Here is a 24,763-nt window from a genome sequence, read left to right as displayed (position 1 = left end):
CACTTAGTCATTCCATGCACAGACTTGAAACCTGCTGTAGTGTCTTTCAGAGGACATCCAAACCCATCAATATTTTTGAGACTGCCAGATCTTGACAGGAACTTTTCAGTGAACTACTGTTATCGGAAGCAAGTCATATTGAAAATAATTGTCAATAAATGATGAGATTATCCAGGTGTCCAGGATTGGGGCTGAACAGCGAGAAAAAGAAGTCGTCTTGCTAAAGCGATTTATGCGTTTGGGTGTGCTACTTCCGATAGTAGAGGTGACAGACGAGATAAAAGTTATTGCTGAAGAAGATACTCCGCCAGAGCCTCTTACCGAAGTGGAGCAAGATGCTAGCGGCAGTGGAGATGGGGCAACTCAGTTTTCACTGTTCGATGCCAATCCGGGAACAGTTGCTAGTGACAAAGTTGTAGTGTTCGTCGAGTCTGATCCCATTGTTGCTCAAGTACCGGAGTTGCTCAAGTACCAGAAGTTGCCTAAATACCAGTCCCGCTCTCGACTTCGATCGTAACCCCAGAGGTGACTGATCCGATTCCTACTCCAAGCCCGTCTCCAAAAGCATCTGCTGCACCTTCTTCAAGTCCCTCTACGACCCCGATCGCTTCTAGTTTCGCAGGTCAGCCCAAATAGCTCAATCCATGCAGCAACCAGGAGCGTTTATATTTTGAGCTTGTTTCCGGTTTCATCGTTGTCTAATGCCTTCGACCTTCGGAAGGTGCAAGGAGTTGCGCTTCTAATCATCGGATTGTTGTTTACACTTGTGGTTGCTCTCGCACAGGGAGCCGTTCAACTCAGCCCAACTGAGGTTTGGCAAGCACTGTTACATCAAGGTAATCCAACCTATCAAACTATTATTTGGGACTTGCGGCTACCTCGAATTCTAGCAGCTCTGATTGTTGGTGCTGCCCTGGGAGTGTCTGGGGCATTGCTACAAGGAATGTTGCGAAATGGACTTGCTGATCCGTTTGTGTTAGGCATCTCAGCAGGGGCGGGACTGGTTGCGATCGCATTCATCACATTAGGCGTTTTGCAAGCCTGGATTCCATTAGCCGCGTGGGTTGGTGCCATTATTACCGCCGCTTTAGTTTACCTTCTAGGCTACACAGGTTCAGGCATCTCAACTGAGCGATTAATTCTCGGTGGGGTCGCGTTTAGTTCGCTGTTTGGAGCAGTCCAGGCAACTTTGTTGTTAATGGCAGAAGACGGACGGGTGCAAGCAGCGTTGAACTGGTTAATCGGCAGTTTGAATGGTCGCGGTTGGACAGAAGTGAATTCGGTTGCACCTTACATTGCGATCGCACTCCTGATCGGGTGCTCTTTTGGACGATTGATCAATGTGCTGAACCTGGGTGACGAACTAGCGGTGGGACTAGGCATTTCGGTTAGTCGATCGCGCTTGTTGATCGGAGCCATTGCCACCTTATTAACGGCGAGTGCAGTCAGTATGACCGGATTAATTGGGTTTGTCGGGTTGGTTGTGCCGCATGGGGTTCGGCTACTCGTAGGAACAGACTATCGTTGGGTCTTGCCACTATCCGCGATCGCAGGTGCCTGGGTACTCACGTTTGCCGATTTGTTAGCTCGACTGGGAACTGTAGAATTGCCTGTGGGGGCGGTGACTGCACTGCTGGGATCACCATTGTTTATCTGGTTACTGTATCGCCGTTCTGCTGGAGTCGCACGGTAATGCTAATCAACTTTGATCCTTTTGCCTTAGAGACGCGATCGCTCTCTGGCGGCTACCACGGTCAGCGAATTGTTAAAAACATTGAACTAGCACTTCGGGGTGGAGAATGGTTGAGTCTAATTGGTGCCAATGGCTCTGGGAAGTCAACCTTACTGAAATTAATCAGCCGAATTTTACGCCTGCAAGATGGAGTCGTCCTGCTTGATGGTAAATCGATTCATCATCAACCTGCAAAGCTAGTAGCTCAAAAGTTAGCACTCCTACCACAACAGCAAACGATTCCGGATGGATTGACTGTACATCAGCTTGTGAGCCTGGGCAGAACACCGCATCAATCCTGGTTGCAGTGGGAATTAAATCGAGAAGATCAACAGAAAGTGGAGATTGCCCTGCTGCAAACTCAGATGGAAAAGTTTCGCGATCGTGCTGTTCAAGATCTCTCTGGAGGTGAACGTCAACGTGCATTTTTAGCAATGGCACTTGCTCAAGACCCTAAAGTATTGCTGCTTGACGAACCAACCACTTATTTAGATATTCGCTATCAACTAGAATTACTCGACTTGTTAAAGCATCTCAACCAAGAACGCAAGCTGTCGATTATCACTGTGTTGCACGAGATCAACTTAGCGGCACGGTATAGCGATCGCTTGGCGATGCTAGATCAAGGACAGATTTGGGCGATCGGGTCTCCAGAAACAACACTAACGCCTGAGAATTTATTGCAAGTATTTGGTGTAGAAGCTGTTGTGATGGAAACGCCAGTAGGAATACAAATCTGTCCGCTGGCTGCTCGCTGAGAACTTGAAATCTTACAGAATTTTGGCCTACCTATCGAACAATGGGCGTTGCTGAATCAGGGGATGAATTGCCCCAAAGCGGAGGGAAACCCAAGGTTCAAAGTCCCCCAGAATGGGGGATTTAGGGGGCGAAAAGATGGACACTTCTCACAGATTCATCCCTCCAATCAGCAACGCCGAACAATGAATATAGCCTGGAACATCGGTTTAACGACAATTGAAAACCACCTTTAACAGCCCTATCAAGCTTGGACAAAAGAGCGACAACATTTTGTACGTCAAAGATAGCCGTAAAGCAACGTGAATTCGATAGAGTTTTTTCGCTTCGGTCTTTAACGCTTCTGCCCCCCAACCCCCCAAATCTGGGGGACTTTCGGACAGGATTTCTTGCTCTGAGACTGAGAGCAGAAACGCGATCGCGCTCTACTTTAGAGAGTTGTCCGACTCGTTGTTCTAGTAATAAGAAGACCAGCGATCGTTCTTCCTCTTGACGACCTTCTTGACGACCTTCCTCTAGAATGCCCTGATAAATGACTGACTCGCGCATGATGTCCTCCCGAAGCACAACAGCTTAATGGTTGGGCAGAGTGCGATCGACAACCCGTTAATACTCTCCTCAAAAATTCGGTATTCCAAAAAATCAAAAATCTGTGTAAGATATTCCGCAGGTGGAGATCACGCCCCGGAAATCTGATTTAGCCGATCAGACCTCCGAGGACTTCCACCTAAGTTACACGAACTAACTTCGGAGGCGTTCATGATTGTACTACGTCTGCTTTGCGATGGGATCTTGAAAGGTTGGAATCAAGATCCTGCATACACTTCATACGATGGGGGAACGTTTGAGCCGTCAGCGTTCCTATCCTCTTTGAACTAAATAGAGAGGATAAAACAACATGGCCGTTAGGAGACACCTTCCTGACTCGGTTTCGTTTAGCTTTGAGTTGCAATGCTCGTTAGTGAGACGCTACCAAGTCACCGTTACCTTGGATTTGCAAGAGCGATTGATTTTTGTACCCTCTGGCATTCTCTCGGATGTCAGGAATTGTATTGAAGAGTTTGTTGAACAATTGAGTGAAGTTGCCTCAAATCAACTGGCCTATCTCAAATGGGATGGCACGAGCGATTTGACGACTGAATATCAAGTGATTCGCGTGTTAGCGGGCTATCAAATTCAACGGTCTTTAATGAAGTTCGATATTGTCATGGGGGCTGGTTCACTCATACATTTGGAGGAATTGCACAACAAAAAGACAATTCAACTGTAGGAGATTAGGGAGTTATGTCCACTTGGTCACGGCTCCCTTTAACGTCAGTTCGATGCAATCTTTCACTACGGTTGATTAATCCGGGCAGCCCCCTGAATCCCCCACGAGTAGGGGACTTTGAAGCAGCATTCTTCTCTTAAAGTCCCCCAAAGTTGGGGGGTTGGGGGGCAGAGGCTGTGAACAACGAAGCGAAAAACTCTCATCGAATTCACGTCCCTTTACTTCATCTTGAGATCGAAAATTCAATGTCTAAAAGTCCCCCAGAATTGGCAGCTTGGGGGGCAGAAGCGCAAAACATCGCAGCGAAAAAACATTATCGGACTGACGTTAATTCAGACTTGTTATCGCTGAATCTTTTTCACCTTACCTTCAGTGACGAGCGCTTGATAGATCAAAGCCGCCGCATCCGCACGGGTCGCCCCCCGATCGGGAGTCAATTTATTTCCATCCGGGTAGTCCACCACCAGACCCGACTCAACCGCCGCCGCCACTTTGCTGACTGCCCACTTTGGCACCTCTTGAGCATCTTGATACCTACTGAGAACCTGCACCGGGTCAGACTTGGGTTTGAGATTTAGCCCCGTCACCAGCGCCACCTGTAGCTGTGAGAGCGGAATCGGCTGATCAGGACGAAAAATGCCCCCCGGATAGCCATTCATAAAGCCTGTTTGAATCGACTCGTCGATCGCGCCCTTCGCCCAATAGTCCGCAGGCAAATCTTGAAAGGCTAAAGGCTGCTCCGATTTGGCCCTCTCAAACGCCTTACTGACAATTCCTGCAAATTCTGCCCGTGTCACTGGCTTGTCAGGCTGAAACGTGCCATCAGGAAAGCCTTGCAAAATGCCACGCTGAGTCAGTTCTGCAATATAAGGATTCGCCCAATAAGTCGCTGGCACATCCGAAAACCCCGTAACGCGAGGCGGTGGAGGAGACGCAGGCACCGGAGATGCAGGAGTCACAGCAGAACCAGTCTGAGGAATCGGGACAGGCGCGATCGTAAAGTTTTGATTGGGAGGATCAACCGTGGGCACACCAGGCATCGGACTCGCAGGCGCAACCACAGACGGCTGAATTCCTTCGCGCTCTACGGGAGACGCTGCCACACTGGGAACCGGACTCGCAACAGGAGCAGGACTGCTGAGGAGAGAAGATAGATCAAAGCCTGAATCAGGTTGACCGATCGCCCAGAAAAAAATCGCCCCAATGCTACCAAAGGCAACCAGAATGGCAATCAATTCGTCGGGTTCGAGTCTTCTACGAGAGGGGGGCGGTTCTGGGGAAGAAGTCATTTTGTTACACGGGGAATAAAAATTTCTTCTCCCAAATCCTAAAGCAAATTGCTCGATAGGGATAGTCTTTTAGCCCTAACTTGAGAGAGATTTTTGTGAATCTAATACCAAATTGAAAATAAGCTGTAACAGATCAACCAAGCAGGCTGAGTCAAAGTCCCTCAGAATTGGGGGATGTAGGGGGCGAGAATCTGTAGCAAGTAACCGTTTCAACCTCTGTTCAAAAATGGTGAATCAAACAAAATCGGCGTGTTGAATTGACAGTTATTCTTTCGATAAGTTTAGACTCGCTGTTTTGTAGAGAGCCTCTAGCGTTGTTCCATCTTGGGGATATTCAGCGACACCAATGCTGTAAGTAATATTAAATAAATTGCTATCGAGACTTGCATTTTCTAGTTGTTGAAGCGATCGCACCATATCCTTTAACCATTTCACCCCGTCGCTGTGAGTAATGCCATAGATGCCAATAATGAATTCTGCGCCATCCCAGCGAGAGACAACTTCTTGATGACGAAACGTTTGTTGTAATAAACGAGCGAGCTGAGAAAGAAGTCGATCGCCCAGTGCATGTCCATACTGTTGATGAATAAACTTCAAATCATTGAGTTCTAATATCCCAAAACAGAAGGGCTGCTGAAACCGATCGCATCGATTGAGTAAGTGATGGATTTCCTGAGTCGATCGCCAGCGATTAGACAGCCCAGTGAGCGCATCAAGGTCGGTTTGTTTGCGGAGTAGGCGAGTTCGTTCGAGTCGATTGAGAATGCGCGTCATTAACTCTGGCGCAACGACAGCCTTACCAATATAGTCGTCTGCCCCGACTGCAAACACCTGTTGAATGGTTGTTGGATCTTTTTGTCCCGTGAGAAATAGAATCGGCAACCAATCCCAAAGCGGATCATTTCGCAACTGCTGACACAACTCAATTCCGTTCATACCGGGCATTTGCACATCTAATATTAGAAGATCAGGTTGCATGGTCTGTAACTCGTCCCAAAATTTAAGCGAATCATTCAGCGTCGTCACCTGCAAGCCCCACGGTTCTAAAAGGGCCCGCAGCAAGCGCAAGAAAAGGGGGTCGTCATCCACAATCAAAATTTTGGCTTCGGACGATCGCGCCACGCCTTGATCGATCGCTTCCAGCAACAAATTAGGTGAAATCTGTTTTGACAAAAATTCCTGTCCCCCATAGCGAGCGATCGTGCCTCGATCCACCGCTGCATCACCCACAAACACCAGCACAGGTAAAGGAGGCATTTGCGACAGATCTTTGAGTAAATCTAATGCCGCTTGCTCGTTTGATAAATCCAATAGCACCAGATCAGGACAGACCCGCCGAATGGCATCTTTTGTAGAGGAATGATCAGATACGATCGTCTGCAAATGGTGCGCCGGAATTTCAGTAACAAGTCGATTGAGAAACGCCTGATCATCACTCACCAAGAGCGATCGCAGCGGTTCTGATTTTTTCGCTTCCTTCGTTTTTGTAGAGATCGGAGAATGAGCGCTCTCGATCGCTTGACGTAACGCAAATACTTTTTCCCAGACGGTATAAGCCTGGATTTGGCTCAAAGACTTTTGCCGAAACTGTTGTTCAAGTTGTTGAGCGATCACGGCTTCTTGTGATAAGCCCAGCATTCCCAGAGTGCCAATCAAGCGATGACATTCCTGTTCTGCTGTTTGTTGTAGCTCTGATTCTAGTGAGTGTTGTAATAAATTTTGGGCAGCTTGTTCTAATACAATCATGCGATCTATGAGTTGAAGTCGATCGCTCTGCCACTGATCCGTTTCGATTAGAGACTCTGCAACGTGATCGACGGGTTGATTGGCTGCTTGTGAATCTTTGGCATCGCCCGATACTTTCGCAAATGCCGCATTGAGCCGATAGCCCAGCCCATAAACTGTTTCAATCAAGTCCGCTGCGCCTGCTGCTTTTAGCTTTTGTCGGAGTCGTTTGATATGTGCTCTGACGGTTTCTTCTCCGGGCATGTCATCAGCGATCGACCAAAGCTGATTGAGAATCGCGCTGTGACTAAAAACGCGCTGCTGATTGCGTAAGAATAACTCTAAAAGTGCATATTCTTTACGCGAAAGAGTGAGCGGTGCCCCAGCATAGGTGACTTCACAATTGATTGGATTCAAACACAACTGTCCCCACTCCAACAGCGGAGACGCGATCGTAGTGCTTCGTCTCAACAAGGCTCGAATTCGCGCTTCTAACTCCTGCAAAACGACGGGCTTGACGACATAATCATCTGCTCCGGCATCCAATCCCAAAATTTTGTCAGTACTTGTCCCTTTTGCAGTCAACAATAATACTAAAACCTGATTGCCCTTCGCTCTGAGCCGACGACAAAAACTAAGGCCATCCAGGCTAGGCAACTGCACATCCAGGACAATCAAATCATAGTCAAGCGATTCGACAAACGCCCAACCCTGCTCACCATCGGCAGCCACATCCACACTATAGTGCTGCTCAATTAGAGAAGCTTTGAGGCGATCGCACAGGAGTCGATCGTCTTCTACCAGAAGAATTTTCATAAATTAACTTTATCAAATCTTTAAAGGGAAATATATTGTGTAAGACTGTAATTTACAACTTTAGGCAGGTGTTTTTCTTTTTACAGCATGAATTGTTACGTCAAATTAGCGTAGTTTTACTGTGCTTTTTTGATACGCTTAACTCTAACTGAGGCGAGTTTTTTTATCTGGTTGACTTATTATTTTTGAGTGCCCGCTATGTCTTTTTCTAACGGCGACCCCCTTCTAGTTTTGGTGATTGATGACGATCTTTTTACACGACTTCAGTTACGAAAGTTGCTTGAGCAGGAGAATTATCAAGTTGTAGAAGCAGACAGTGGGCAACAAGGTCTTCATCTCTATCGCCAACTCAAACCCGATCTAGTCTTGCTAGACGCGCTGATGAGTGAGATGGATGGCTTTACCTGCTGTGCCAAACTTCACGCTTTAGACCATCGTGCGCCAATTTTGATGATCACTGGATTAGACGATCAAATCTCAGTCGATCGCGCTTTTGAGGTAGGGGCCAGCGACTATGTGACAAAGCCAATTCATTGGGCAGTTTTGCGGCAGCGGTTACGATGCTTAACTCAGCAAACCCGTCTGCATCAACAGCTAGAAGCCACCAATCGAGTGTTACAGGATCTTGTCTGGCGTGACGATCTGACCCAATTAGCGAACCGTCGATGCTTTGATCTTCATCTCAAGCAGGAATGGAAGCGATCGACACGAGAACCGTTTCCGCTTTCTCTGATTTTGTTGGATGTCGATTACTTTAAGGCGTTTAACGACACCTATGGGCATCAAGCGGGCGATCGCTGTTTGCGGCAAGTGGCTCAGGTTTTGCGATCGGCAGGAAAGCGCTCTACCGATCTGATGGCTCGCTATGGAGGAGAAGAGTTTGCGATCGTGCTGGCTAACACGCCAATCAGCGGAGTCACCGATCTTGCTAACCACATTTGCTCTCAAATCAAAGCGCTGAAGATTTTGCATCAAGCGTCTCAGGTTTGTCCTTATGTGACCGTTAGCTTAGGTGTTGCAACAATGATTCCTACCGCTCAAACCATGCCGACAACTTTGATCGAGGTGGCAGACAGAGCGCTATATCAAGCCAAGAGACAGGGGCGCGATCGCGTTGTTATTTCAGAAGCAACGTTACAGATTGCGTGAGGCTCGGTTTTGAATTTAATGTGAATTCGAGTAAGTTTTTTGGCTTCGATGTTCCGCTCTTGTTGTCAAACCTGCTATTCAACAAAGCCGATTAGTTTAACTTTGGGTTGGGGTAAGTGCTGAAATTGGGCTGCCATTGCTTCGATTTCTTGGAGTTGTCCCAAGGCTAAACCGCAGGGTCGGCCGTATTTTGCTTCGACTCGATCGCTAGCAATTCTCAAAGCAGTGCGCGATCGCGTGATGAAATCTTCTAAGTCATATTCGCTGCCGGGGGTGAAGTATTCTTTGACAATCAGCGAGGGCGAATAGCAGGTTTCTTGGGAGCCGTCGGGCAGTTCGATTTGAAAGCGGATTTCTGGCATGGTTAACAAACCGTCGGTTGAGGAGAACAAAGCTGTAGTGACTGATTGTAGTGGGCAACATGTTGTTTTGCAGAAGCTTCCCAGGTGTAGCGATCGCAGACCGTTCGACTTTGTTGTACTAATGACTTTGAGACTTCGGGGTGGATCACTGTTTTCATGGCTTGCGCGATCGCTGTAGAGGAATGGGGATCGATTAAGATTGCCTGATCGCACGAGAGAAATTCGGTAAATGGAGGCTGATTGGCCGTGATGATCGGAATGCCAGAGGCGATCGCTTCCATGACTACCAATCCCCAACCTTCTTTGACCGACGGAAACACAAAAGCGTCAGCCAGTCGATACAGGGCCGGTAATTCTACGTCTGAAATTACGCCGGGGAAAATCAGTGCGTCGGCCACATTTGCCAATTCTGCCAGCTCAAAGAACTCGTCGCGATAGTCTTGATAATCAAATAGCGTGGCTCCCCCTGCCACAATTAATTGAGCGTTGGGATGAGAAGCCAAGACTTCGATGAATGCCTTGAGAAGAGCGATCGAGTTTTTGCGAGGTTCGATGCCGCCAACGGTTAGATAAATAGGATTGCCTCGTAAGGTTAATCGCTGTCTTAATGCAAAATCAGTACGATTGGGAATGGGAGAGAAACGATTTTGATCAACTCCATTCATTACTCTAAGCGCCTTAATTTGGTAGGTTTGCTCAAGCGCAATTTGCCAGCGATGACTGACACAAAAACACAGATCAGCATCGCGAATTGATCGATCTTGACAACGCTGTAGATAGACACTTTCGTAATCCTCAATATGATGAACAGTACGAATGAAGTGAGGAATTCTTTTGAGCGATCTTAAAATTGATAACGCATTCGCACTAATACAATCTTGAGCATGGTAACAATCATAAACTTGACCTGAAGCGAATAGATAATTTACAAATTCTTGAATGCGCTGATGAATCAAATCATCAATGTTGTCAGGAGCAGGTTGAGCAGGAACTAATTTAACCTCACAGGCAAGGGAGCGGTCGAATCCCAACCCATCCTTATCCAATGCATACACACAAACGTAATGTCCCTGTGAATGCAGCGCTTCTGCCAACTCCAACGTATGAATGACGCTACCTCGTGGCTTTGTCGAATAGGTGAGTAACGCAATTCGCAATTTCTGAGTCATGACAACCTCTTATCTCTGTTCACTTTTATTGTCTTGTAGAGAATCCAGTCAGGCTTTCTTTAGCTAAGTCCCAAAACAGAACGGATTGATTACCCGATCGCAACACTAAATGATGAGTCGGCTCGATTTCTCCGACCACTTCACAGACTAAATCTTGCTGACGAAACTGCGCCTGCACTGCCTCCACGTTCTCTGGTCGAACACTCAACAAAAACCCATAGCTCGGAAAACAAACCAGCCAATCTTCTAGCGACAACTCAGCCGGATGGGGAATCGCATCCAAATCGAGCACCGCCCCACAGCCCGACGTTTCTAGCAGCATTAACAGCGTGCCAACAATGCCGCCCATGCTAATGTCTTTCCCGGCATCACACAGATCTGACTCTGCCAAAAACGGCAAAATTTCATACTCTCGCCGCAACTGCATTGGATCAGCTTTAGTTGCCGCATTCCAAAAGGGATATCGAGCATGAGCCTGACCCCGAAAATTAGTCGCCATTAACAACCGATCGCCCGATCGCGCCCCAAAACTCGTGATCAACCGATTCGCTCGCCCCACAATCGCCACAGACAACGCATCATAAGGACTGTGAGCATTGGTATGTCCGCCGACGATCGGCACATTGTACGCCTGAGACGCGGCCCTCATTCCCTCAATTAAAGGGATACTCAGGGCGGTAGACTGACTCCAAATTGCATCAACAATGGCGATCGGTCGTCCTCCCATTGCGTAAATGTCGCTCACATTCACCATCACAGCACTCCAGCCTGCAAACCAGGGTTCGGTTTCGACGAGGGACGGTAAGATTCCCTCAGCCGCCAGCAGTAGGTAGCTTGTCCCATCCAAGATGGCGGCGCAGTCATCTCCCAACAGCACTTTTGAGGAGGATTGGGCGTGAGCGAGTTGGCAAGAAACGGCTTGAATGTCCTGCTTGTGTAGAATGCCGATCGACTTCTGTAACCGTTTGACCAGATCGATTAACATTACGACGCTTCCTGAGACAGGGCGGGATGCAGATCAGAAGTGGGCGGGTAGTAGCTCAAATCAGCTTCCATCAGGTGATGCGGCAGTCCGCAGACGGTGATTTCTTCTAGAAAATTCCAGTGCAGTCGTTGAAAAAATCGCACGTTTTGTAGCTGTACCGTTGCCAAAAATTTCTCACAGCCCCAGGTGTTGGCCGTTGTCACCGCTTTGTGGATCAAGCCTTTACCAATCCGACCAACGCGCCGATGATCTGGATGAACGCCTAACCGACCGCCATACCAGAGTCGAGGTTCTGGCTCATAAATACGAACGATACCGAGAATGGACGATGTAGAGCTTTGAGATAGCGCAATGATAGGGTGAGCGATCGTATCAATCTCATCCACGTCACTTTCAGAGAATAAGGATTGCTCCGCTACGAAGATTGCATGACGCAAGGCAAAATAAGCAGTAACTTCAGACGGTGTGATTGCGAGTTTGAATAAATAAGACATTGCTAGAAAAACTGCTGGAATTAAGATTCAAAAACCGATAAGGCAGAACAGGCCCCACATTTTCCACAGCCTGCTTTAATTGATTTTGAGGACATTCCAGCCCGATCGAGCATTCCACCAACTTGCTGATAAAGACTGTACATAAACTCACTGCTAGGAGGCGCATGAGTCGCGAGAGGCGTTCCGCTAATTGGCACAAACGGCACCACAAAGGGATAAACACCGATCGCAATCAGTCGATCGCAAGCCTGTAAAAGCGTCGGCAAATCGTCCCCCAAACCTGCTAACAAATAAGTGCTGACCTGTCCCCAACCAAAAACGCGAACGGCCGCCTCAAACGCCTCAAAGTAGTAATCAATCGGCACCGTTGCTTTACCAGGCATAATCCGCGATCGTACCTCTGCACTGACTGCCTCCAAATGCATTCCCAAACTATCTACGCCTGCGTCCCTCAGTCGCCCAAACCAGACAAAATCATCCGGAGGTTCACACTGAGCCTGAATGGGTAGATGAACCCGATTTTTGATCGCTCTGGCACATTCAGTTAGGTAGGCGGCTCCCCGATCGCTCGTGTTGGGCGTTCCTGTGGTCATCACCATGTGCTGAATGCCATCGAGTCGAACGGCGGCTTCTGCGACTTCTGCGAGTTGAGCGGGAGATTTGCGAGCGATCGTGCGATCGGCTGACAACGATTGACCAATGGCGCAAAACTGACAGGAAGTGGTGACATCGCCATAGCGTGTACAGGTTTGCAAAACGGTGGTTGCCAATACGTCTCGGCTGTGCAGCAACGCGATCTTCCAGTAGGGAATGCCATCTGCGGTTGTCAAGCTATAAAACTTGGGCTGAGAAGGAAAATTAATCGCTGCGATCGCGGCTCCATCCAATTCCAATATGGTTTGCTTGGTGGACGCATCAAATCGTGCGCTGTAGGGTGATTGAGCCGCCGCACTGGTGAAGACGGGAACCATCACGGTTGTATTGTCGATCGCGATCGCTTTGTGATCCGAGGGCCCTGCGCCGCCTTTGCGTCCAGACGCTCCCATTCCATGCTCGATCAGGTTTAATCCCTGTGACTGAAGATTGGTAATTAGCTGTTGTTTATCCATTCACTTTATTGATCAAGAATGATGGAATGATCAGAGTTCAGACGTTCTTCTAGCATTTCTAATCCGGTTAGATTGAAATCAGAATTTACGCGAAAATCTGTTCTAGAATCTATTTCAACCGACGTTCTTAATTCTGTGTTGACTTGTAGTTGAAGTAGGTCAGGACGCGCATAGTGACCCACGGAATCCATCATGCGTTTGCGTTTTGTGATGAGAGAAAAATCGAGGTCAGCGATCGCCATGCCTTCTCCCTCGACGATCGGCGGACAAAGATGCACACCTTCAGGGCTAATGATTGCTGTATTGCAGCCCCCACTCAGCACTTTTTGCAGCTTTTCATCTGGGGTAACTTGGGCGATTTGCTCTGGAGACAGCCAGCCTGTCGAGTTGATTACAAAACACCCCGCTTCTAACGCATGATGGCGAATCGTCACCTCAATCTGGTCTGCAAAAATCTGCCCCACCATTGACCCTGGAAACTGAGCGCAATGAATTTGTTCATGTTGAGCCATCAGCGCAAATCGAGCCAGCGGATTGTAATGTTCCCAGCAGGCCAGGGCACCGAGTTTACCGATCGCACTTTGCACCACTTTTAGCCCTGATCCGTCTCCCTGCCCCCAGACCATCCGCTCGTGATAGGTGGGCGTAATTTTGCGGCGTTTGAGCAACAAAGAACCATCCGCATCAAAAATCAATTGTGTGTTGTAGAGCGATCCGTTATCTCGTTCAGTTACGCCCAAAACGACAACCATCTGATGCGATCGCGCCGCCCGACTTACCGCCTCCGTTGTCACACTCGGAACTTCTACCGCTTCTTGATAAAGCCGCATGTGTTCTTTGCCCATCAAAACCGGAGGCTGAACGAAGGAAAAGTAAGGATAGTAAGGAACAACCGTTTCGGGAAAAACAATCAACTGTACGCCCTGTTTGGCGGCATCGTCGATCGCATTCAATACCTTCTCGATCGTTCCTTCTCGACTAAACAACACAGGACTGATCTGCACCGCCGCCGCTCGGACAATGGGTAACATATTCACGCCTCATTAACGTCTCGATCGGGTTTCTCGTGTCGTCTAGCGCTTCTGCCCCCCACCCCCCCTTATTGGGCGACTTTAAGACAAGAATTTTGGTTCAAAGTGGTCAGCAGGAACTAGATTCAAAGTCCTCTACTCGTGAGAAATTTAGGGGGCACCCGAATCTGAAACCAAGTGAAGATTTTCGGTGGAGATTTTCGACCAAGCTTGAGGTTTTTACAGTGTCCAGGTGTCCAAAATAAACGCGCCATCTTTGCGATGCAACAACACCAGATCCAAGACATCAAGCGGACTAATTGGACGAATCCCCTCAATCAATGAAGGTTCACCGTGACCATAAAGTGCTTGCAAAGCAAAGCGACAGGCGTAGACTTTGCCACCTTCAGACATGAATTTGCTGAGTTGATTGTTGAAGTTTTGGTGTCCCGGAAACGCTTCGTCGCCAATCTTGGGAAAGCCACGCTGTACGCCCAAAGTCACCCCCGGACCGTATAGCAAAATCGACGTTTCAAACCCTTTACGCAGTAGACGAGTCGCTTGCAGCAGATTGACAAATCCGATCGACCCCTCAAATGCCACTGTGTGAAAGGTCACTAACGCCTTCTCGCCCGGTTCTGCTTTGACATCTGGAAAAACTTTCTCCTCGTAGTCGACAAAGAAATCACCCGCTTGATGGGCAGGAGTCGTTACTTCAGGCATATTCCCTCATCTCTAACAAACTGATTGTGATGCAAGATTAATGGCTGATTCAAACAAAACTTTGTATCTGGGAATACGAAAAAATTAGGTCTAACGATATGACCAGGAATGGAAAGAATAATCGTCAGAACGATCGCAATCCTTCTCAGATAACCTGTCTAAATCAATAGGTGAGCTGCCATTCAGTCATCACGACTACGAACCGATCAGAAATTCGTTCACGACACTCCACGTACTCGGATCGGAAACTCTCTGTCTAGTGACAATGCGATCGGCGAGATAGTTAGCGTCTCGATCGATGCCCGAAAATCGAGCCGAACCCCAGGTATACAGCCACGGCAATCCCAAAAAATACAGTCCTCGAATGCTAGTTACGCCTCGCTCATGTCCCGGATAACCCTTGCCATCAAAGACCGGAACTTCAATCCAGCTAAAGTCTGTTTGATAGCCTGTACACCAGACCACCGCTCCAATATTAGCTTGTTTGCAATTGAGGGTTAAATCTTCTATTTGAGGCTGCCAAACGGGTGTGTAAGGAGGATCTATCGGTGCCTGAATTTGCTGCTTTTCAATAAAGCCATCAATTGATTGTTTAATGCTTTCTGCAACTGCATCAGCTTGATCTAAATTGTGTTGTAAGTCAGACCAAAACTCTAGTTGTCCTTGATGAATTGTTTTTAACCGTCCATGTAGCTGCATTCCTTCTAAAGCAAACTGTCTAAGATCAATTTCACGTCCACCATCGCGCCCGGTGACATAGTGGTTGGCTTTTGTTCTCACCTTTTCTTTTTGAGGATGGTCGGCGATCGACAAGTCATAGTAACCCATCGCATCTAACCATTCGACCACATCTTTTCCTCGATATCGACGCGGCGATCGGGGCGCACCTCCGACACACAAATGCACTTGTTTACCTGCTAAATGCAAGTCTTCGGCAATTTGACAGCCTGACTGTCCGGTGCCCACGATGAGAATGGCTTTGTCAGGTAAAGACTCCGGATTTTTGTAAGTAGATGAATGAATTTGTACAATGTCTTGAGGCAGCCGTTCGGCAATTTTTGGCACTTTAGGAATATGGTAGCTGCCTGCTGCAATAACCACTTGATCTGCGGTAAAGTCTCCGATCGTCGTCGTCAATTCAAAATGAGCCTCACTTTGCCAAATTTTGGAGACCATCACTCCCTCTTTGACAGGGGGATTAAAGAATGCCGCATAACTTTCTAGATATTGAACAATCTGATCCTTTTGCATAAACCCATCGGGATCGTCGCCTGCGTAAGGATAGCCCGGAAGCTTGCATTGCCAATTGGGAGTCACGAGACAAAACGCATCCCAACGGCGCGATCGCCACTCATGTCCAATCTGATTTTTCTCAAAGACAAGATGATCAACGCCTCGCTCCTTTAGGCAATAGCTCATTGACAATCCCGCCTGACCCCCGCCGACAACCAGTACAGAATAGTGCGTTTTCATGGGCAAATTTGGATATCGGTGCTGCCAGAGTACGCGCTGATGAAGCGAGAGGTTTGTATTTCCGACTACGAAAGTTTCAAGTCTGATACTATGGGCAGGACTTACGATCGAACGCTAGAGAATTTTGGAGAAGTGCGATCGTCCCTCATCTAAATCGATAGGTCACAGAACGTGCAGAACGCTGCTAATTTTGCCACGATCAGATTACAGCAGTCCGTCCAGAACAAAGTGAAAGATGTTGACACCCCAAAACCAATAGAAGTATTTTTTTCATCCCTCATCCCTCATCCCTCATCCCTCATCCCTCCTTTAGGTTTATATGTCCAAAGAATTTACCGTCGGTGACAAAGTTCGCGTCCTGATCTTGCCGTCTTTTGTAAAAACAGCCGACCCGATGCCGATGCTGCGTCCTCCAAATGTGATTGCTTTAGGTGAAGAAGGAATTGTAGTCGATCGTCGTCCTGGTAACTATTGGGCGGTGCGGTTTGCTAGAGGCACTTATCTACTCGACAGCCAATACCTGGAAGGCTGCTAAGGCTCATGGATTTAATAAACTGGGTGAATTAATTTGCAGCTATGAGAACAAAATCTGCACAAGCTAAAACGCTGTATCCAGATTCTCCCTTCTTCGGTTTAACTGAGCCGTTCACTGATATGAAACACCTTTGATCGATACGCCTTCACCTGCAAATCGATCCCTGTAATCGCCGTTCCGACAACCACCGAAAATGCTCCTAGCTCGATCGCTTTCCTGGCCATCTCAGCCGACGCAATCCCCCCCTCACAGATAATCGGAACGTCTAACTCTTTAACCATCTGCTCCAATAAATCAAACCCTGGAGGCGTTAGATGTTTCGTCTGGGATGTGTAGCCATAGAGCGTCGTCCCCACCATATCGGCACCTGCTTTGACGGCAGCGATCGCCGCCTCCAGACTATCCACATCCGCCATCACGGGTTTCTCTAATTCGCTGTGAATGCGTTGAATCAGTTCTGTAATGGTTTCACCATCTGGACGATCGCGCAATGTGGCATCGATCGCGATCACATCGGCACCCGCTTGAGCGATCGCTTGGGCATGGTCAAACTGAGGCGTGATATAAACTTCAAATCCTGGAATTACCTGCTTCCACAATCCAATAATCGGACGGGAGACACGCTGCCTGACTGCTGCAACGTGAGCCGGAGTATCGATTCGCACCCCAGCCGCTCCTTGATTAACCGAAGCTTGCGCCATTGCTGCAATCACGATCGGTTCATGCATCGGCGAGTCTGCTGGAGCCTGACAAGAAATCACTAATCCGCCCAGGCTGTGAATTACACTAGAAAAATTACTCATAAAATTTATTCAGGGTCGATCGAAAGCATGATAGCAACAGAGCGACCTAGAATGGGCAGCGCCCCCTTGCGGTTAGCTCAAAGAGATCGTCTTCTCAAAAGTCAGTCACAAGTGAGTCATTCATTTCAGTCTGTTATTTGAAAAGAACGATAGGGAATTTTATGGGGGTGCCGTTGTAGTCTGATCAAGGGTCTCATCTACCAGCCTTTTTGCCAACCCCGGTCAAACCAGGCTCACCTCTCTCTAGCGCCAGCCGTCCCAAAAACCTTGTAAGCAATGAAGCTAATCTTTCTCGGATCAGGGTCTGCCTTCACCATTGGAGCAGACAACTATCAGTCAAACATGCTCCTGGTAGATGAGCGCAACAACAAACTTTTAATCGATTGTGGTTCAGATATTCGATTTTCTCTTCATGCTTTAGCCTATTCTCATCAAGATATTACAGACATTTATATTAGTCATTTGCACGGCGATCATGTTGGCGGATTAGAGTACGTCGGCTTTAGTACTAAATTTGATGCGCGGTGTCCCACGCCTAGACTTTATCTCAGCGAAGAACTGGCTGATGATCTCTGGGAACACACATTATCAGGAGGAATGCGATCGATTCAAGGAGATACGGCGACCTTAGACACTTATTTTGACGTGCAGAAAGTGCAGTCGAGCAGCTATTTCTTTTGGGAGAAAACGCGCTTTGATCTGGTGCCAACGATTCATATTCGAGGCAAAAAGACGATCGTTCCTAGCTATGGTTTGTTTTTTGAAGTCGATCGCACTAAAGTTTTTCTGACTACAGATTCTCAGTTTTGTCCTGATGTGATTGGTGATTATCTTGATCAAGCTGACATCATCTTTCACGATTGCGAAACGTCTCCCTTCAAGAGTACCGTTCACGCCCATTACGAAGATTTGGTTACTTTGCCAACAGCGATTAAAAACAAAATGTGGCTCTATCATTATCAGCGTGGCAAACTGCCTAACGCTCAAAAAGATGGGTTTTGTGGATTTGTCAAACGGGGTCAGGTTTTTGATTTTGCCCGTCTCGAAACGCTGCGTGGTTGCCAAAAAATGATGTCACTGCTGCCTCAAGGACGACTTAAATAACACTCAGGCGATCGCACCCCAAACATCCATCGTCTAACTCACATTACCAGGTCGGATCTGAGAATAAATTGATGGTGAGGCTCGATCGTCCGGGAGGCACTGATGAGATACAGCTACAAACGGTTTCTTCGTCATCGATCTCGACTTCACAGGCGTGACAAGACCCCATCAAGCACCCCGTCGGAATTGAAATGCCAGCCCGTTCGGCCACTTTGAGCAAAGGTTCACCCGGCTCGGCGGCGATCGTTACATCATCAGGTAGAAATCGGATGCTAACGCTCATGGCAAAATCTAAAAAATATCTAAACGAAGTTAAGTTTTTTGAGGATCAGCCCTTAGTGTATAAGACAAGGACAAACGGGTACGTTGCACCGAAAGGGTTAGGGACTAGAGCGCACTTCACTGAGTTGGGGTTGCGCTTGTTTTTTGGATGGGAGAAGACTTTAGACGTTGGACTTAATTAAGAAGTCTACTGTCTAACGTCCTAACGTCTACGAGGAACCAGACTCTTTGATTTTTCCCTCTCTTTAAAGGAGGTAGGGAGATCAAAAGACGTGAAACTTTACAGAGAATGGGTCTAACGTCTAATGTCTAGCGTCCAACGCTCAGCTTTCTACGATAACACTGGCTTTAAGTCGAGATGAGGCTCGATCGCATCTGCAAGTTGATCTAGCATGAGTTCTCTCTGTTCTCGATAGTTGGCGACTCCTGTCGGCAGTGAGCCTAATCCGCGTTGTTGACGAAGCCGATTGAGCCAGGCACGTCGCCACGGCCCGTTGTCAAAAATGCCGTGCAGGTAGGTGCCCCAAACTGATTGCGATTCATCTACCAAACCTAAATTCTGATCGTCAAAGAGAAACTGAGTGCCTTCTGGCTCGATTAGCCGCGTCCTTCCCTGGTGAATCTCGTAGCCCGAAACGGGTAGCCCTTCCTGCGGAAAGTTAGAAGTGACATTGCGCTGACGGGCGACTTTTTGACCTGCAATTACGGTCTTGAGTGGCAATAGCCCCAATCCTCGATAACGACCTTCTTGCCCTTCAATGCCTTCAGGGTCGGCGAGAATTTTACCCATCATTTGATAGCCGCCACAGATGCCGAGAATGGTTCCTCCAGCGGCGACGTAGTTTTGGATTTCTTCGGTCATGCCTGCTTTGTGTAGTGCAATCAGATCCGCGATCGTCGTCTTGGAGCCTGGAATAATCACCGCGTCTGGGTGACCCAGCCCTTGCTTGGGGTGAATATATTTCACATTGACGGTCGGTTCAGCTTCGAGCGGATCAAAGTCAGTAAAGTTAGAAATGCGCGGCAGCCGAATCACCCCGATCGTAATTTCTCCTTTGGTGTTGGCTTGACGATCAAGCAAGCTCAGTGAATCTTCTGCCGGAAACGCATTTTCGAGCCAGGGAATCACACCCACGACCGGAATACCCGTGCGTTCTTGGAGCCAATCAATTCCAGACTGAAGCAGCGATCGCTGTCCCCGAAACTTATTGATCACGATGCCTTTGATTAGCGATCGTTCGTCTGGATCAAGCAATTCCAAAGTGCCGACGACGTGTGCGAAAGCGCCACCGCGATCGATGTCTACGACCAGCAACGTTGGCGCATTCAAGTGTTTAGCGACCCTCATATTAGTTAGATCGCGATGCTTGAGATTGATTTCTGCCGGACTGCCTGCCCCTTCGCAAATCACTAAATCAAATTCTTCGCCCAGTCGCCGGAGGGATTCTTCGATCGCCTGCCATCCCGCCTCAAAAAACTGTTCGTAATATTCAGCCGCTCCCACTTTACCAATGACCCTGCCCTTCAAAATCACCTGCGAAGTCATGTCTCCTTGGGGCTTGAGCAAAATTGGATTCATCTCGACCCAGGGCACCACACCCGCAGCCCACGCCTGCACTGCTTGTGCATAGCCAATCTCGCCCCCATTTGCCGTCACGTAGGAATTGAGTGCCATGTTTTGCCCTTTAAAGGGAGCCACTCGCCACCCGCGCCGTGCCAAAATTCGACAAAGCGCCGCCGTAATCATCGACTTTCCTGCGTGGGAAGTTGTCCCGACGACCATAATTGATTTCATTGAGAACCTCTGAGACGGGGGGAGAGAAGGGATGAGGGATGAGGGATGAGGGAGGAAAGGGGAAGGATTAGTTGGAGTTTAGATTGCTTGACTCGAATCTCAACACCAGAGACTACAAAAACATTTCATCCCTCCTCTCTCCTCCCTAGTTAAAAGGGTACGCGGAGCCAACGACTGACTGCATTGTAGAAGCGATCGCTCAAACTGGGCTGAAGATTTGCGCCGCCAGCGGTTTGCCAGTGGTTGACGAGTTGCCGACCGAGGGGAGTCAGCCGAAAACTATCGGTTAAGCCCTGACCGTCTACCTCTCTTCGTAGCAGACCCACCTGAATCAGCCAAAGAAGCTCGCTTTCGGCGATCAGTTCGGTGAGGGGGCGTTTGGTGTATTGCTGTTGTAGTCCGCTCGTGCCTGCGATCGTGGGCAGTGAAATGCTGTGGGTCATCATCGAAGCGTACAATTTGAGCCGAAATGGGGCACATCGGACGGCACGATCGGCACGGTCAAGCGTGCTTTGAGGATAGTCAATAGAGGACGAAGGAGTGAATGTCATGACGCAATTCGCACAAGGAGGCAGAAAAGTTTGAATCGAGATGATTAGCTGATCTCAATCTATCTTAGTCATCTTCATCAACACTGTCACATCGGGGGATGCGTAAAGCGCGATCGTAAGCTATCAAATTCATCAGATCATATTCGTTATGAGTACAGTTAAGGGATTGTATTTCTAAAGTGTGATGGATCAGAAGGTGGCGATCGTGACGGGCAGCAGTCGTGGGATTGGGGCAGGATGTGCGCGGGAGTTGGCAAAGCAGGGCTATCGAGTTTCGCTAATGGCCCGATCAATGGGCGTTCTCGACTTGGCTGAGGAGTTGGGCGGAGTGGGGACTCAGGGATCGATTGCTAACCTTGAAGATTTGCAGCGATTGGTAAAGTCAACGTTGACTCAGTTTGGTCGAATTGATGCTGTTGTCAACAGTTTTGGCGATCCGTCTCGACCTGACTTGCTCTCGATCTCGGATGAACTGTGGCTCGAAAATTTTGAGATGTTGTTTCTTAGCGTGGTGCGGTTGGCAAGATTGGTGACCAAGAAAATGGGATACAAGCCTCGCACTTTTAGGGCGACTTTGGTATGCTTGTGCTAGTCCACAACACAGGCAGAGGCTCACGCCTTGAGCGGAGGAACCTGTCTCGCAAGGGGTGGTAATGCCTGAGAAAGTTTTGGCTCCTAGGGAGCAGCAAGAATTTTCTCTATTGATACAGCGGTGGGGCGCATCGCAGTGAATTTTGGTGAGGGTAAAGTCGCAGGACTCCCGATGATCCAAGAATCCCCGAACTTCAGGACGGGGAGTCGTCAAAGAACCGATGCAACAAATTGGAGGTGGTGTGATTGTCAACATCTCTGCCTGCGATTCTCAAGAACCAAACCTGGCTACTCCGTTTAGTGGAACGCTGAGGGCGGCGATGGAGGGATTCACTAAAATGTACGCAATGCGGTATCGCCGCGATCGTATTCGTATGATCTCCGTTGCGCCTTTTTTTGTAGCCGATTCAATGGATGAGTTAGCAGGCTGGAACGTTCCGTCTGACTTAATGTGGGGTCGTCCGGCGACCTACGCTGAATTCGCTAAAATTGTCGCATTTCTCATCTCTGACGATGCAAAATTCATCTCAGGGACGACGATCAAAATTGATGAAGTCCGCTCTGCTGCAATCTAGCCAACAGTTACATCACAAAGTACATTACAAGGCACACGGGCGGCGATCGTACTCATCTTCTTGCCTACAGCACCAGTTTTCATGGCAATTCAGAACCGCCCAGCTTGAACAAGTTACCGACGTTCCTTTAATTAGTCGTTCTGGTTCAGAGTTCAGTCGGTTCTATGTCGATCGCGCGACTGCATAACTTTCTAACGCTTCAACAAAGGAAACTCAAGCGCTTCACGTTGCTTTAGATAGAGTTGTGCGACCTGCCGCGCCAATCCTCGAATCCTGCCGATATATCGCGCCCGCTCCGTTACCGATATGACTCCTCGCGCATCCAACAGGTTAAACGTGTGAGAACATTTCAGCACCTGATCGAACGCAGGCAGCACCAATTTTTTCTGCATCAACTGTTCTGCTTCTTGCTCACAGAGTTTAAACAGCGTAAACAGCAAATCTGGATTAGAAGCTTCAAAATTGTAAGTCGAGCTTTCGATTTCTCCTTGCAAGTGGACATCTCCATACGTGAGACGAGCGTTCCACTGAATCTCAAAAATAGAGTTCACATTTTGCAAATACATGGTCAACCGCTCCAGCCCATAGGTGATTTCGATCGACACTGGGCGGCAATCAATCCCCCCGCACTGCTGAAAATACGTGAACTGGGTTACCTCCATTCCATCAAGCCAGACTTCCCAACCAACTCCCCACGCCCCGACCGCTGCGTCTTCCCAGTTATCCTCGACAAATCGAATATCGTGATCCTCCGGGCGAATGCCTAACGCCTTCAGCGAATCTAGATAAATCTCTTGAATATTGTCTGGCGACGGTTTGATTAGCACTTGGTACTGATAATAATGCTGCACTCGATTTGGATTTTCTCCATACCGCCCATCTCCTGGACGACGACACGGTTCTACATAAGCCACTGACCAGGGTTCTGGGCCGATCGCCCTCAAAAACGTATGCGGACTTTTAGTTCCCGCTCCCTTCTCAGTGTCGTAGGGCTGAACGATCAAGCACCCGCGATCGCTCCAAAACTGATGTAGCGTCGCAATCACCGTCTGAAAATTCACCGCACGTTCCCCGCCACTCTACTTGCTAGTCAATTGTCGCTCAAATTGGCAGAACAGAAGATGAATCAGCAAAAGAAACTGAGGCTAAAGTTGACTTCATGAATTCTGTGCCGTCATCAGATCATCGCCATGTCTCACGCTCACGATCGTCCCCAAGGTATTCGAGTTGCAGCCCTTGTCCAAATGTCGGTTGGAATATTAGGACTCTTATACACTGCTCCGATCGTCATCCACGTATCCTCAAATCTCCAGGGTCAACCTCAAGCATTTACTCTGTTTATCGCGGGAATTGGTGAATCTTTGATGCTTCCTTTGTTGAGCTTTGTACAAGTTGTGACAGGGTTTGGAATGCTGAAGTTTAGGCGTTGGAGTTGGCTTGGCAGTCTGATTGTGCAAATCATGATTCTCCTTGCCAGCCTGCTGGGTTTATCCTTCGTGGGGCTAATTCAACTCGTGAGCCTGATTACTTCAGTTGGTTTGATCTACTTTCTGGCAAAGCCGAGTGTGAGAATCGCTCTACGGCGGGATCGTCAATAAGCCAAAGCTGAACGTTCTTGTGGATCAAATCTCATGAAAACTTAAAAGAGCCGCACTTAGGAAAACTTGATAGCCCCTTTGCTCAGTAGCTATTGCCATCAGTGGGCGAGAAGCTGGATTTAGGGTGGTTTGATTGTTTCTGAGTTCACAAGAAGCTGTCTTTAGAACAACACTTTTCTCCATCGCTACGCGAAAAACGGCACTTGAGTGGGTTCGATGTTCATTGAGGGCAAGCGCATCAAGACTGATTGCAGGAACAGTTGAGTTAAGCGTGAATTGATCGTTCTTAACTGCTAAAGAAACCATAGTCAAGTGGATTCCATTTCTACTTGCAGTGGCTCTTCTAACAATAAGAAAAAATTAAGCAACTCTAAGAGACACATAACTCTTTCTATATGCTTTAAAGGAAGATGCTAAGTCTCATTCAAAAGGAGTCTAAAAAAGTTTGAGAGCGATCGCCGCAGACTTAACATTGGCTTTACAAAATCAGATGCAGGAATGAAGAAGCGATGAGCATGTAGGGGAGATCACCAAAAATTTTGCGCCTGTCTACCTGAAAATTTCTTTACTTTGCTCAGTTTCTCCCAAGGCGACAAACTTCCTCACCAGCTAAATTGCAACTGTTATGTAGAAGCTACACAAGGAATTGCATTCACCATGCCACGACGCAAAAAAATCTCTCGCGTTCTTGAAAAAGCAGAACAACGCTTGTCTAGCTTGAAATCCATTAGCCCCACCCTAGACTTGGGCAACGGACTCACGCTCTCGTCCTACTCCAATCTGATCGAAAACCTGCGCTCCATAGTCGCTACCCTGACTGCCTGACAAATCTTTTCTAATTGAGGGTAGAACCAGGTTTACAAACAA

28 protein-coding genes are annotated in these 24,763 nt (G+C 48.1%); 11 read left to right on the top strand and 17 right to left on the bottom strand.

The genetic code is table 11. From position 1 onward, the window contains the following. Window positions 1-175: 175 nt before the first annotated feature. The 3 genes from ACJ2PR_RS22405 to ACJ2PR_RS22395 all read left to right on the top strand — a co-directional run bounded on the left by ACJ2PR_RS22405 (window position 176) and on the right by ACJ2PR_RS22395 (window position 2,490). Entirely contained in the window at window positions 176-517 is a 342-nt protein-coding gene (locus ACJ2PR_RS22405) for a hypothetical protein (RefSeq protein ID WP_446878609.1), read from the top strand. Window positions 518-670: 153 nt separating this feature from the next. Continuing rightward, window positions 671-1,693: a FecCD family ABC transporter permease gene (locus tag ACJ2PR_RS22400; protein ID WP_446878608.1), complete on the top strand. Its 1,023-nt coding sequence runs from the start codon at window positions 671-673 to the stop codon at window positions 1,691-1,693. Next, entirely contained in the window at window positions 1,693-2,490 is a 798-nt protein-coding gene (locus tag ACJ2PR_RS22395) for an ABC transporter ATP-binding protein (RefSeq protein ID WP_446878607.1), read from the top strand. The genes ACJ2PR_RS22400 and ACJ2PR_RS22395 overlap by 1 nt, the downstream gene beginning before the upstream one ends. Before the next feature lie 121 nt (window positions 2,491-2,611). Here the strand turns inward: ACJ2PR_RS22395 and ACJ2PR_RS22390 are convergent, their stop codons facing one another. Continuing rightward, on the bottom strand, window positions 2,612-3,037 hold the full coding sequence (locus ACJ2PR_RS22390) for a DUF4351 domain-containing protein (RefSeq protein ID WP_446878606.1): 426 nt from the start codon (window positions 3,035-3,037) through the stop codon (window positions 2,612-2,614). A 349-nt stretch (window positions 3,038-3,386) separates the two neighbouring features. On the opposite strand from ACJ2PR_RS22390, the gene ACJ2PR_RS22385 reads away from it, so the two are divergent. After that, window positions 3,387-3,758, top strand: coding sequence for a hypothetical protein (locus ACJ2PR_RS22385; protein WP_446878605.1), 372 nt, complete (start codon window positions 3,387-3,389; stop codon window positions 3,756-3,758). A 341-nt stretch (window positions 3,759-4,099) separates the two neighbouring features. Here the strand turns inward: ACJ2PR_RS22385 and ACJ2PR_RS22380 are convergent, their stop codons facing one another. Both ACJ2PR_RS22380 and ACJ2PR_RS22375 read right to left on the bottom strand, forming a co-directional pair. Beyond that, entirely contained in the window at window positions 4,100-5,047 is a 948-nt protein-coding gene (locus ACJ2PR_RS22380) for an S-layer homology domain-containing protein (protein WP_446862362.1), read from the bottom strand. Between the two features lie 264 nt (window positions 5,048-5,311). Beyond that, entirely contained in the window at window positions 5,312-7,588 is a 2,277-nt protein-coding gene (locus ACJ2PR_RS22375; RefSeq protein WP_446878604.1) for a response regulator, read from the bottom strand. A gap of 198 nt (window positions 7,589-7,786) precedes the next feature. On the opposite strand from ACJ2PR_RS22375, the gene ACJ2PR_RS22370 reads away from it, so the two are divergent. Then, on the top strand, window positions 7,787-8,737 hold the full coding sequence (locus ACJ2PR_RS22370; protein ID WP_446878603.1) for a diguanylate cyclase domain-containing protein: 951 nt from the start codon (window positions 7,787-7,789) through the stop codon (window positions 8,735-8,737). 74 nt (window positions 8,738-8,811) lie between these two features. Here the strand turns inward: ACJ2PR_RS22370 and ACJ2PR_RS22365 are convergent, their stop codons facing one another. The 8 genes from ACJ2PR_RS22365 to ACJ2PR_RS22330 all read right to left on the bottom strand — a co-directional run bounded on the left by ACJ2PR_RS22365 (window position 8,812) and on the right by ACJ2PR_RS22330 (window position 16,062). Continuing rightward, window positions 8,812-9,099 carry an MSMEG_0570 family nitrogen starvation response protein gene (locus ACJ2PR_RS22365; protein WP_446862359.1) on the bottom strand — a complete coding sequence of 96 codons (288 nt, stop codon included), beginning with the start codon at window positions 9,097-9,099 and terminating at the stop codon, window positions 8,812-8,814. Between the two features lie 2 nt (window positions 9,100-9,101). Continuing rightward, entirely contained in the window at window positions 9,102-10,268 is a 1,167-nt protein-coding gene (locus ACJ2PR_RS22360) for an MSMEG_0565 family glycosyltransferase (RefSeq protein ID WP_446878602.1), read from the bottom strand. A gap of 25 nt (window positions 10,269-10,293) precedes the next feature. Then, complete coding sequence (locus ACJ2PR_RS22355; protein WP_446878601.1) at window positions 10,294-11,253, bottom strand: sll0787 family AIR synthase-like protein; 960 nt, start codon at window positions 11,251-11,253, stop codon at window positions 10,294-10,296. Further along, entirely contained in the window at window positions 11,253-11,747 is a 495-nt protein-coding gene (locus ACJ2PR_RS22350) for an MSMEG_0567/Sll0786 family nitrogen starvation N-acetyltransferase (RefSeq protein ID WP_446878600.1), read from the bottom strand. Before ACJ2PR_RS22350 ends, ACJ2PR_RS22355 begins: the two co-directional genes overlap by 1 nt. Before the next feature lie 20 nt (window positions 11,748-11,767). Beyond that, entirely contained in the window at window positions 11,768-12,856 is a 1,089-nt protein-coding gene (locus ACJ2PR_RS22345) for an MSMEG_0568 family radical SAM protein (protein ID WP_446878599.1), read from the bottom strand. Between the two features lie 5 nt (window positions 12,857-12,861). Further along, entirely contained in the window at window positions 12,862-13,887 is a 1,026-nt protein-coding gene (locus ACJ2PR_RS22340) for a Nit6803 family nitrilase (protein WP_446869543.1), read from the bottom strand. Between the two features lie 219 nt (window positions 13,888-14,106). After that, entirely contained in the window at window positions 14,107-14,589 is a 483-nt protein-coding gene (locus tag ACJ2PR_RS22335; protein WP_446869544.1) for an MSMEG_0572/Sll0783 family nitrogen starvation response protein, read from the bottom strand. 195 nt (window positions 14,590-14,784) lie between these two features. Next, window positions 14,785-16,062 carry an MSMEG_0569 family flavin-dependent oxidoreductase gene (locus ACJ2PR_RS22330; RefSeq protein ID WP_446878598.1) on the bottom strand — a complete coding sequence of 426 codons (1,278 nt, stop codon included), beginning with the start codon at window positions 16,060-16,062 and terminating at the stop codon, window positions 14,785-14,787. Between the two features lie 319 nt (window positions 16,063-16,381). On the opposite strand from ACJ2PR_RS22330, the gene sipA reads away from it, so the two are divergent. Then, complete coding sequence (gene sipA, locus ACJ2PR_RS22325; protein WP_446869546.1) at window positions 16,382-16,597, top strand: regulatory protein SipA; 216 nt, start codon at window positions 16,382-16,384, stop codon at window positions 16,595-16,597. A 98-nt stretch (window positions 16,598-16,695) separates the two neighbouring features. Here sipA and ACJ2PR_RS22320 read toward each other — a convergent pair whose 3' ends face one another. Continuing rightward, window positions 16,696-17,400 carry an N-acetylmannosamine-6-phosphate 2-epimerase gene (locus ACJ2PR_RS22320; protein WP_446869547.1) on the bottom strand — a complete coding sequence of 235 codons (705 nt, stop codon included), beginning with the start codon at window positions 17,398-17,400 and terminating at the stop codon, window positions 16,696-16,698. A gap of 276 nt (window positions 17,401-17,676) precedes the next feature. On the opposite strand from ACJ2PR_RS22320, the gene ACJ2PR_RS22315 reads away from it, so the two are divergent. Then, window positions 17,677-18,504: an MBL fold metallo-hydrolase gene (locus tag ACJ2PR_RS22315; protein ID WP_446878597.1), complete on the top strand. Its 828-nt coding sequence runs from the start codon at window positions 17,677-17,679 to the stop codon at window positions 18,502-18,504. Window positions 18,505-18,547: 43 nt separating this feature from the next. On the opposite strand, the gene ACJ2PR_RS22310 is transcribed toward ACJ2PR_RS22315, so the two are convergent. From ACJ2PR_RS22310 to ACJ2PR_RS22300, 3 genes are all read right to left on the bottom strand, one after another. Continuing rightward, window positions 18,548-18,787, bottom strand: a complete 240-nt coding sequence (locus ACJ2PR_RS22310; protein ID WP_446862348.1) for a 2Fe-2S iron-sulfur cluster-binding protein — start codon at window positions 18,785-18,787, stop codon at window positions 18,548-18,550. Between the two features lie 330 nt (window positions 18,788-19,117). Then, entirely contained in the window at window positions 19,118-20,581 is a 1,464-nt protein-coding gene (gene cobQ / locus ACJ2PR_RS22305; RefSeq protein ID WP_446869550.1) for a cobyric acid synthase CobQ, read from the bottom strand. 149 nt (window positions 20,582-20,730) lie between these two features. Beyond that, window positions 20,731-21,132 carry an Npun_F0494 family protein gene (locus ACJ2PR_RS22300; protein ID WP_446862346.1) on the bottom strand — a complete coding sequence of 134 codons (402 nt, stop codon included), beginning with the start codon at window positions 21,130-21,132 and terminating at the stop codon, window positions 20,731-20,733. A 184-nt stretch (window positions 21,133-21,316) separates the two neighbouring features. Between ACJ2PR_RS22300 and ACJ2PR_RS22295 the strand changes: the two genes are divergently transcribed. From ACJ2PR_RS22295 to ACJ2PR_RS22285, 3 genes are all read left to right on the top strand, one after another. Continuing rightward, window positions 21,317-21,724 (top strand): SDR family NAD(P)-dependent oxidoreductase, encoded by a 408-nt coding sequence (locus ACJ2PR_RS22295; RefSeq protein WP_446878596.1) that lies wholly within the window; start codon window positions 21,317-21,319, stop codon window positions 21,722-21,724. Window positions 21,725-21,944: 220 nt separating this feature from the next. Further along, entirely contained in the window at window positions 21,945-22,298 is a 354-nt protein-coding gene (locus ACJ2PR_RS22290) for an SDR family oxidoreductase (RefSeq protein WP_446878595.1), read from the top strand. Further along, window positions 22,273-22,485 (top strand): hypothetical protein, encoded by a 213-nt coding sequence (locus tag ACJ2PR_RS22285; protein ID WP_446878623.1) that lies wholly within the window; start codon window positions 22,273-22,275, stop codon window positions 22,483-22,485. The genes ACJ2PR_RS22290 and ACJ2PR_RS22285 overlap by 26 nt, the downstream gene beginning before the upstream one ends. 4 nt (window positions 22,486-22,489) lie before the next feature. On the opposite strand, the gene glyQ is transcribed toward ACJ2PR_RS22285, so the two are convergent. After that, complete coding sequence (glyQ, locus tag ACJ2PR_RS22280; RefSeq protein WP_446878594.1) at window positions 22,490-23,359, bottom strand: glycine--tRNA ligase subunit alpha; 870 nt, start codon at window positions 23,357-23,359, stop codon at window positions 22,490-22,492. Window positions 23,360-23,488: 129 nt separating this feature from the next. Between glyQ and ACJ2PR_RS22275 the strand changes: the two genes are divergently transcribed. After that, window positions 23,489-23,896 carry a hypothetical protein gene (locus tag ACJ2PR_RS22275; protein WP_446878593.1) on the top strand — a complete coding sequence of 136 codons (408 nt, stop codon included), beginning with the start codon at window positions 23,489-23,491 and terminating at the stop codon, window positions 23,894-23,896. Between the two features lie 24 nt (window positions 23,897-23,920). Here the strand turns inward: ACJ2PR_RS22275 and ACJ2PR_RS22270 are convergent, their stop codons facing one another. Continuing rightward, complete coding sequence (locus ACJ2PR_RS22270) at window positions 23,921-24,202, bottom strand: hypothetical protein (protein ID WP_446878592.1); 282 nt, start codon at window positions 24,200-24,202, stop codon at window positions 23,921-23,923. Between the last annotated feature and the right edge of the window lie 561 nt (window positions 24,203-24,763).

This window comes from Phormidesmis sp. 146-33 (assembly GCF_052939515.1).
The sequence above is the reverse complement of the archived record's forward strand: the minus strand, read 5'-3'. Positions and strand labels throughout refer to the sequence as shown.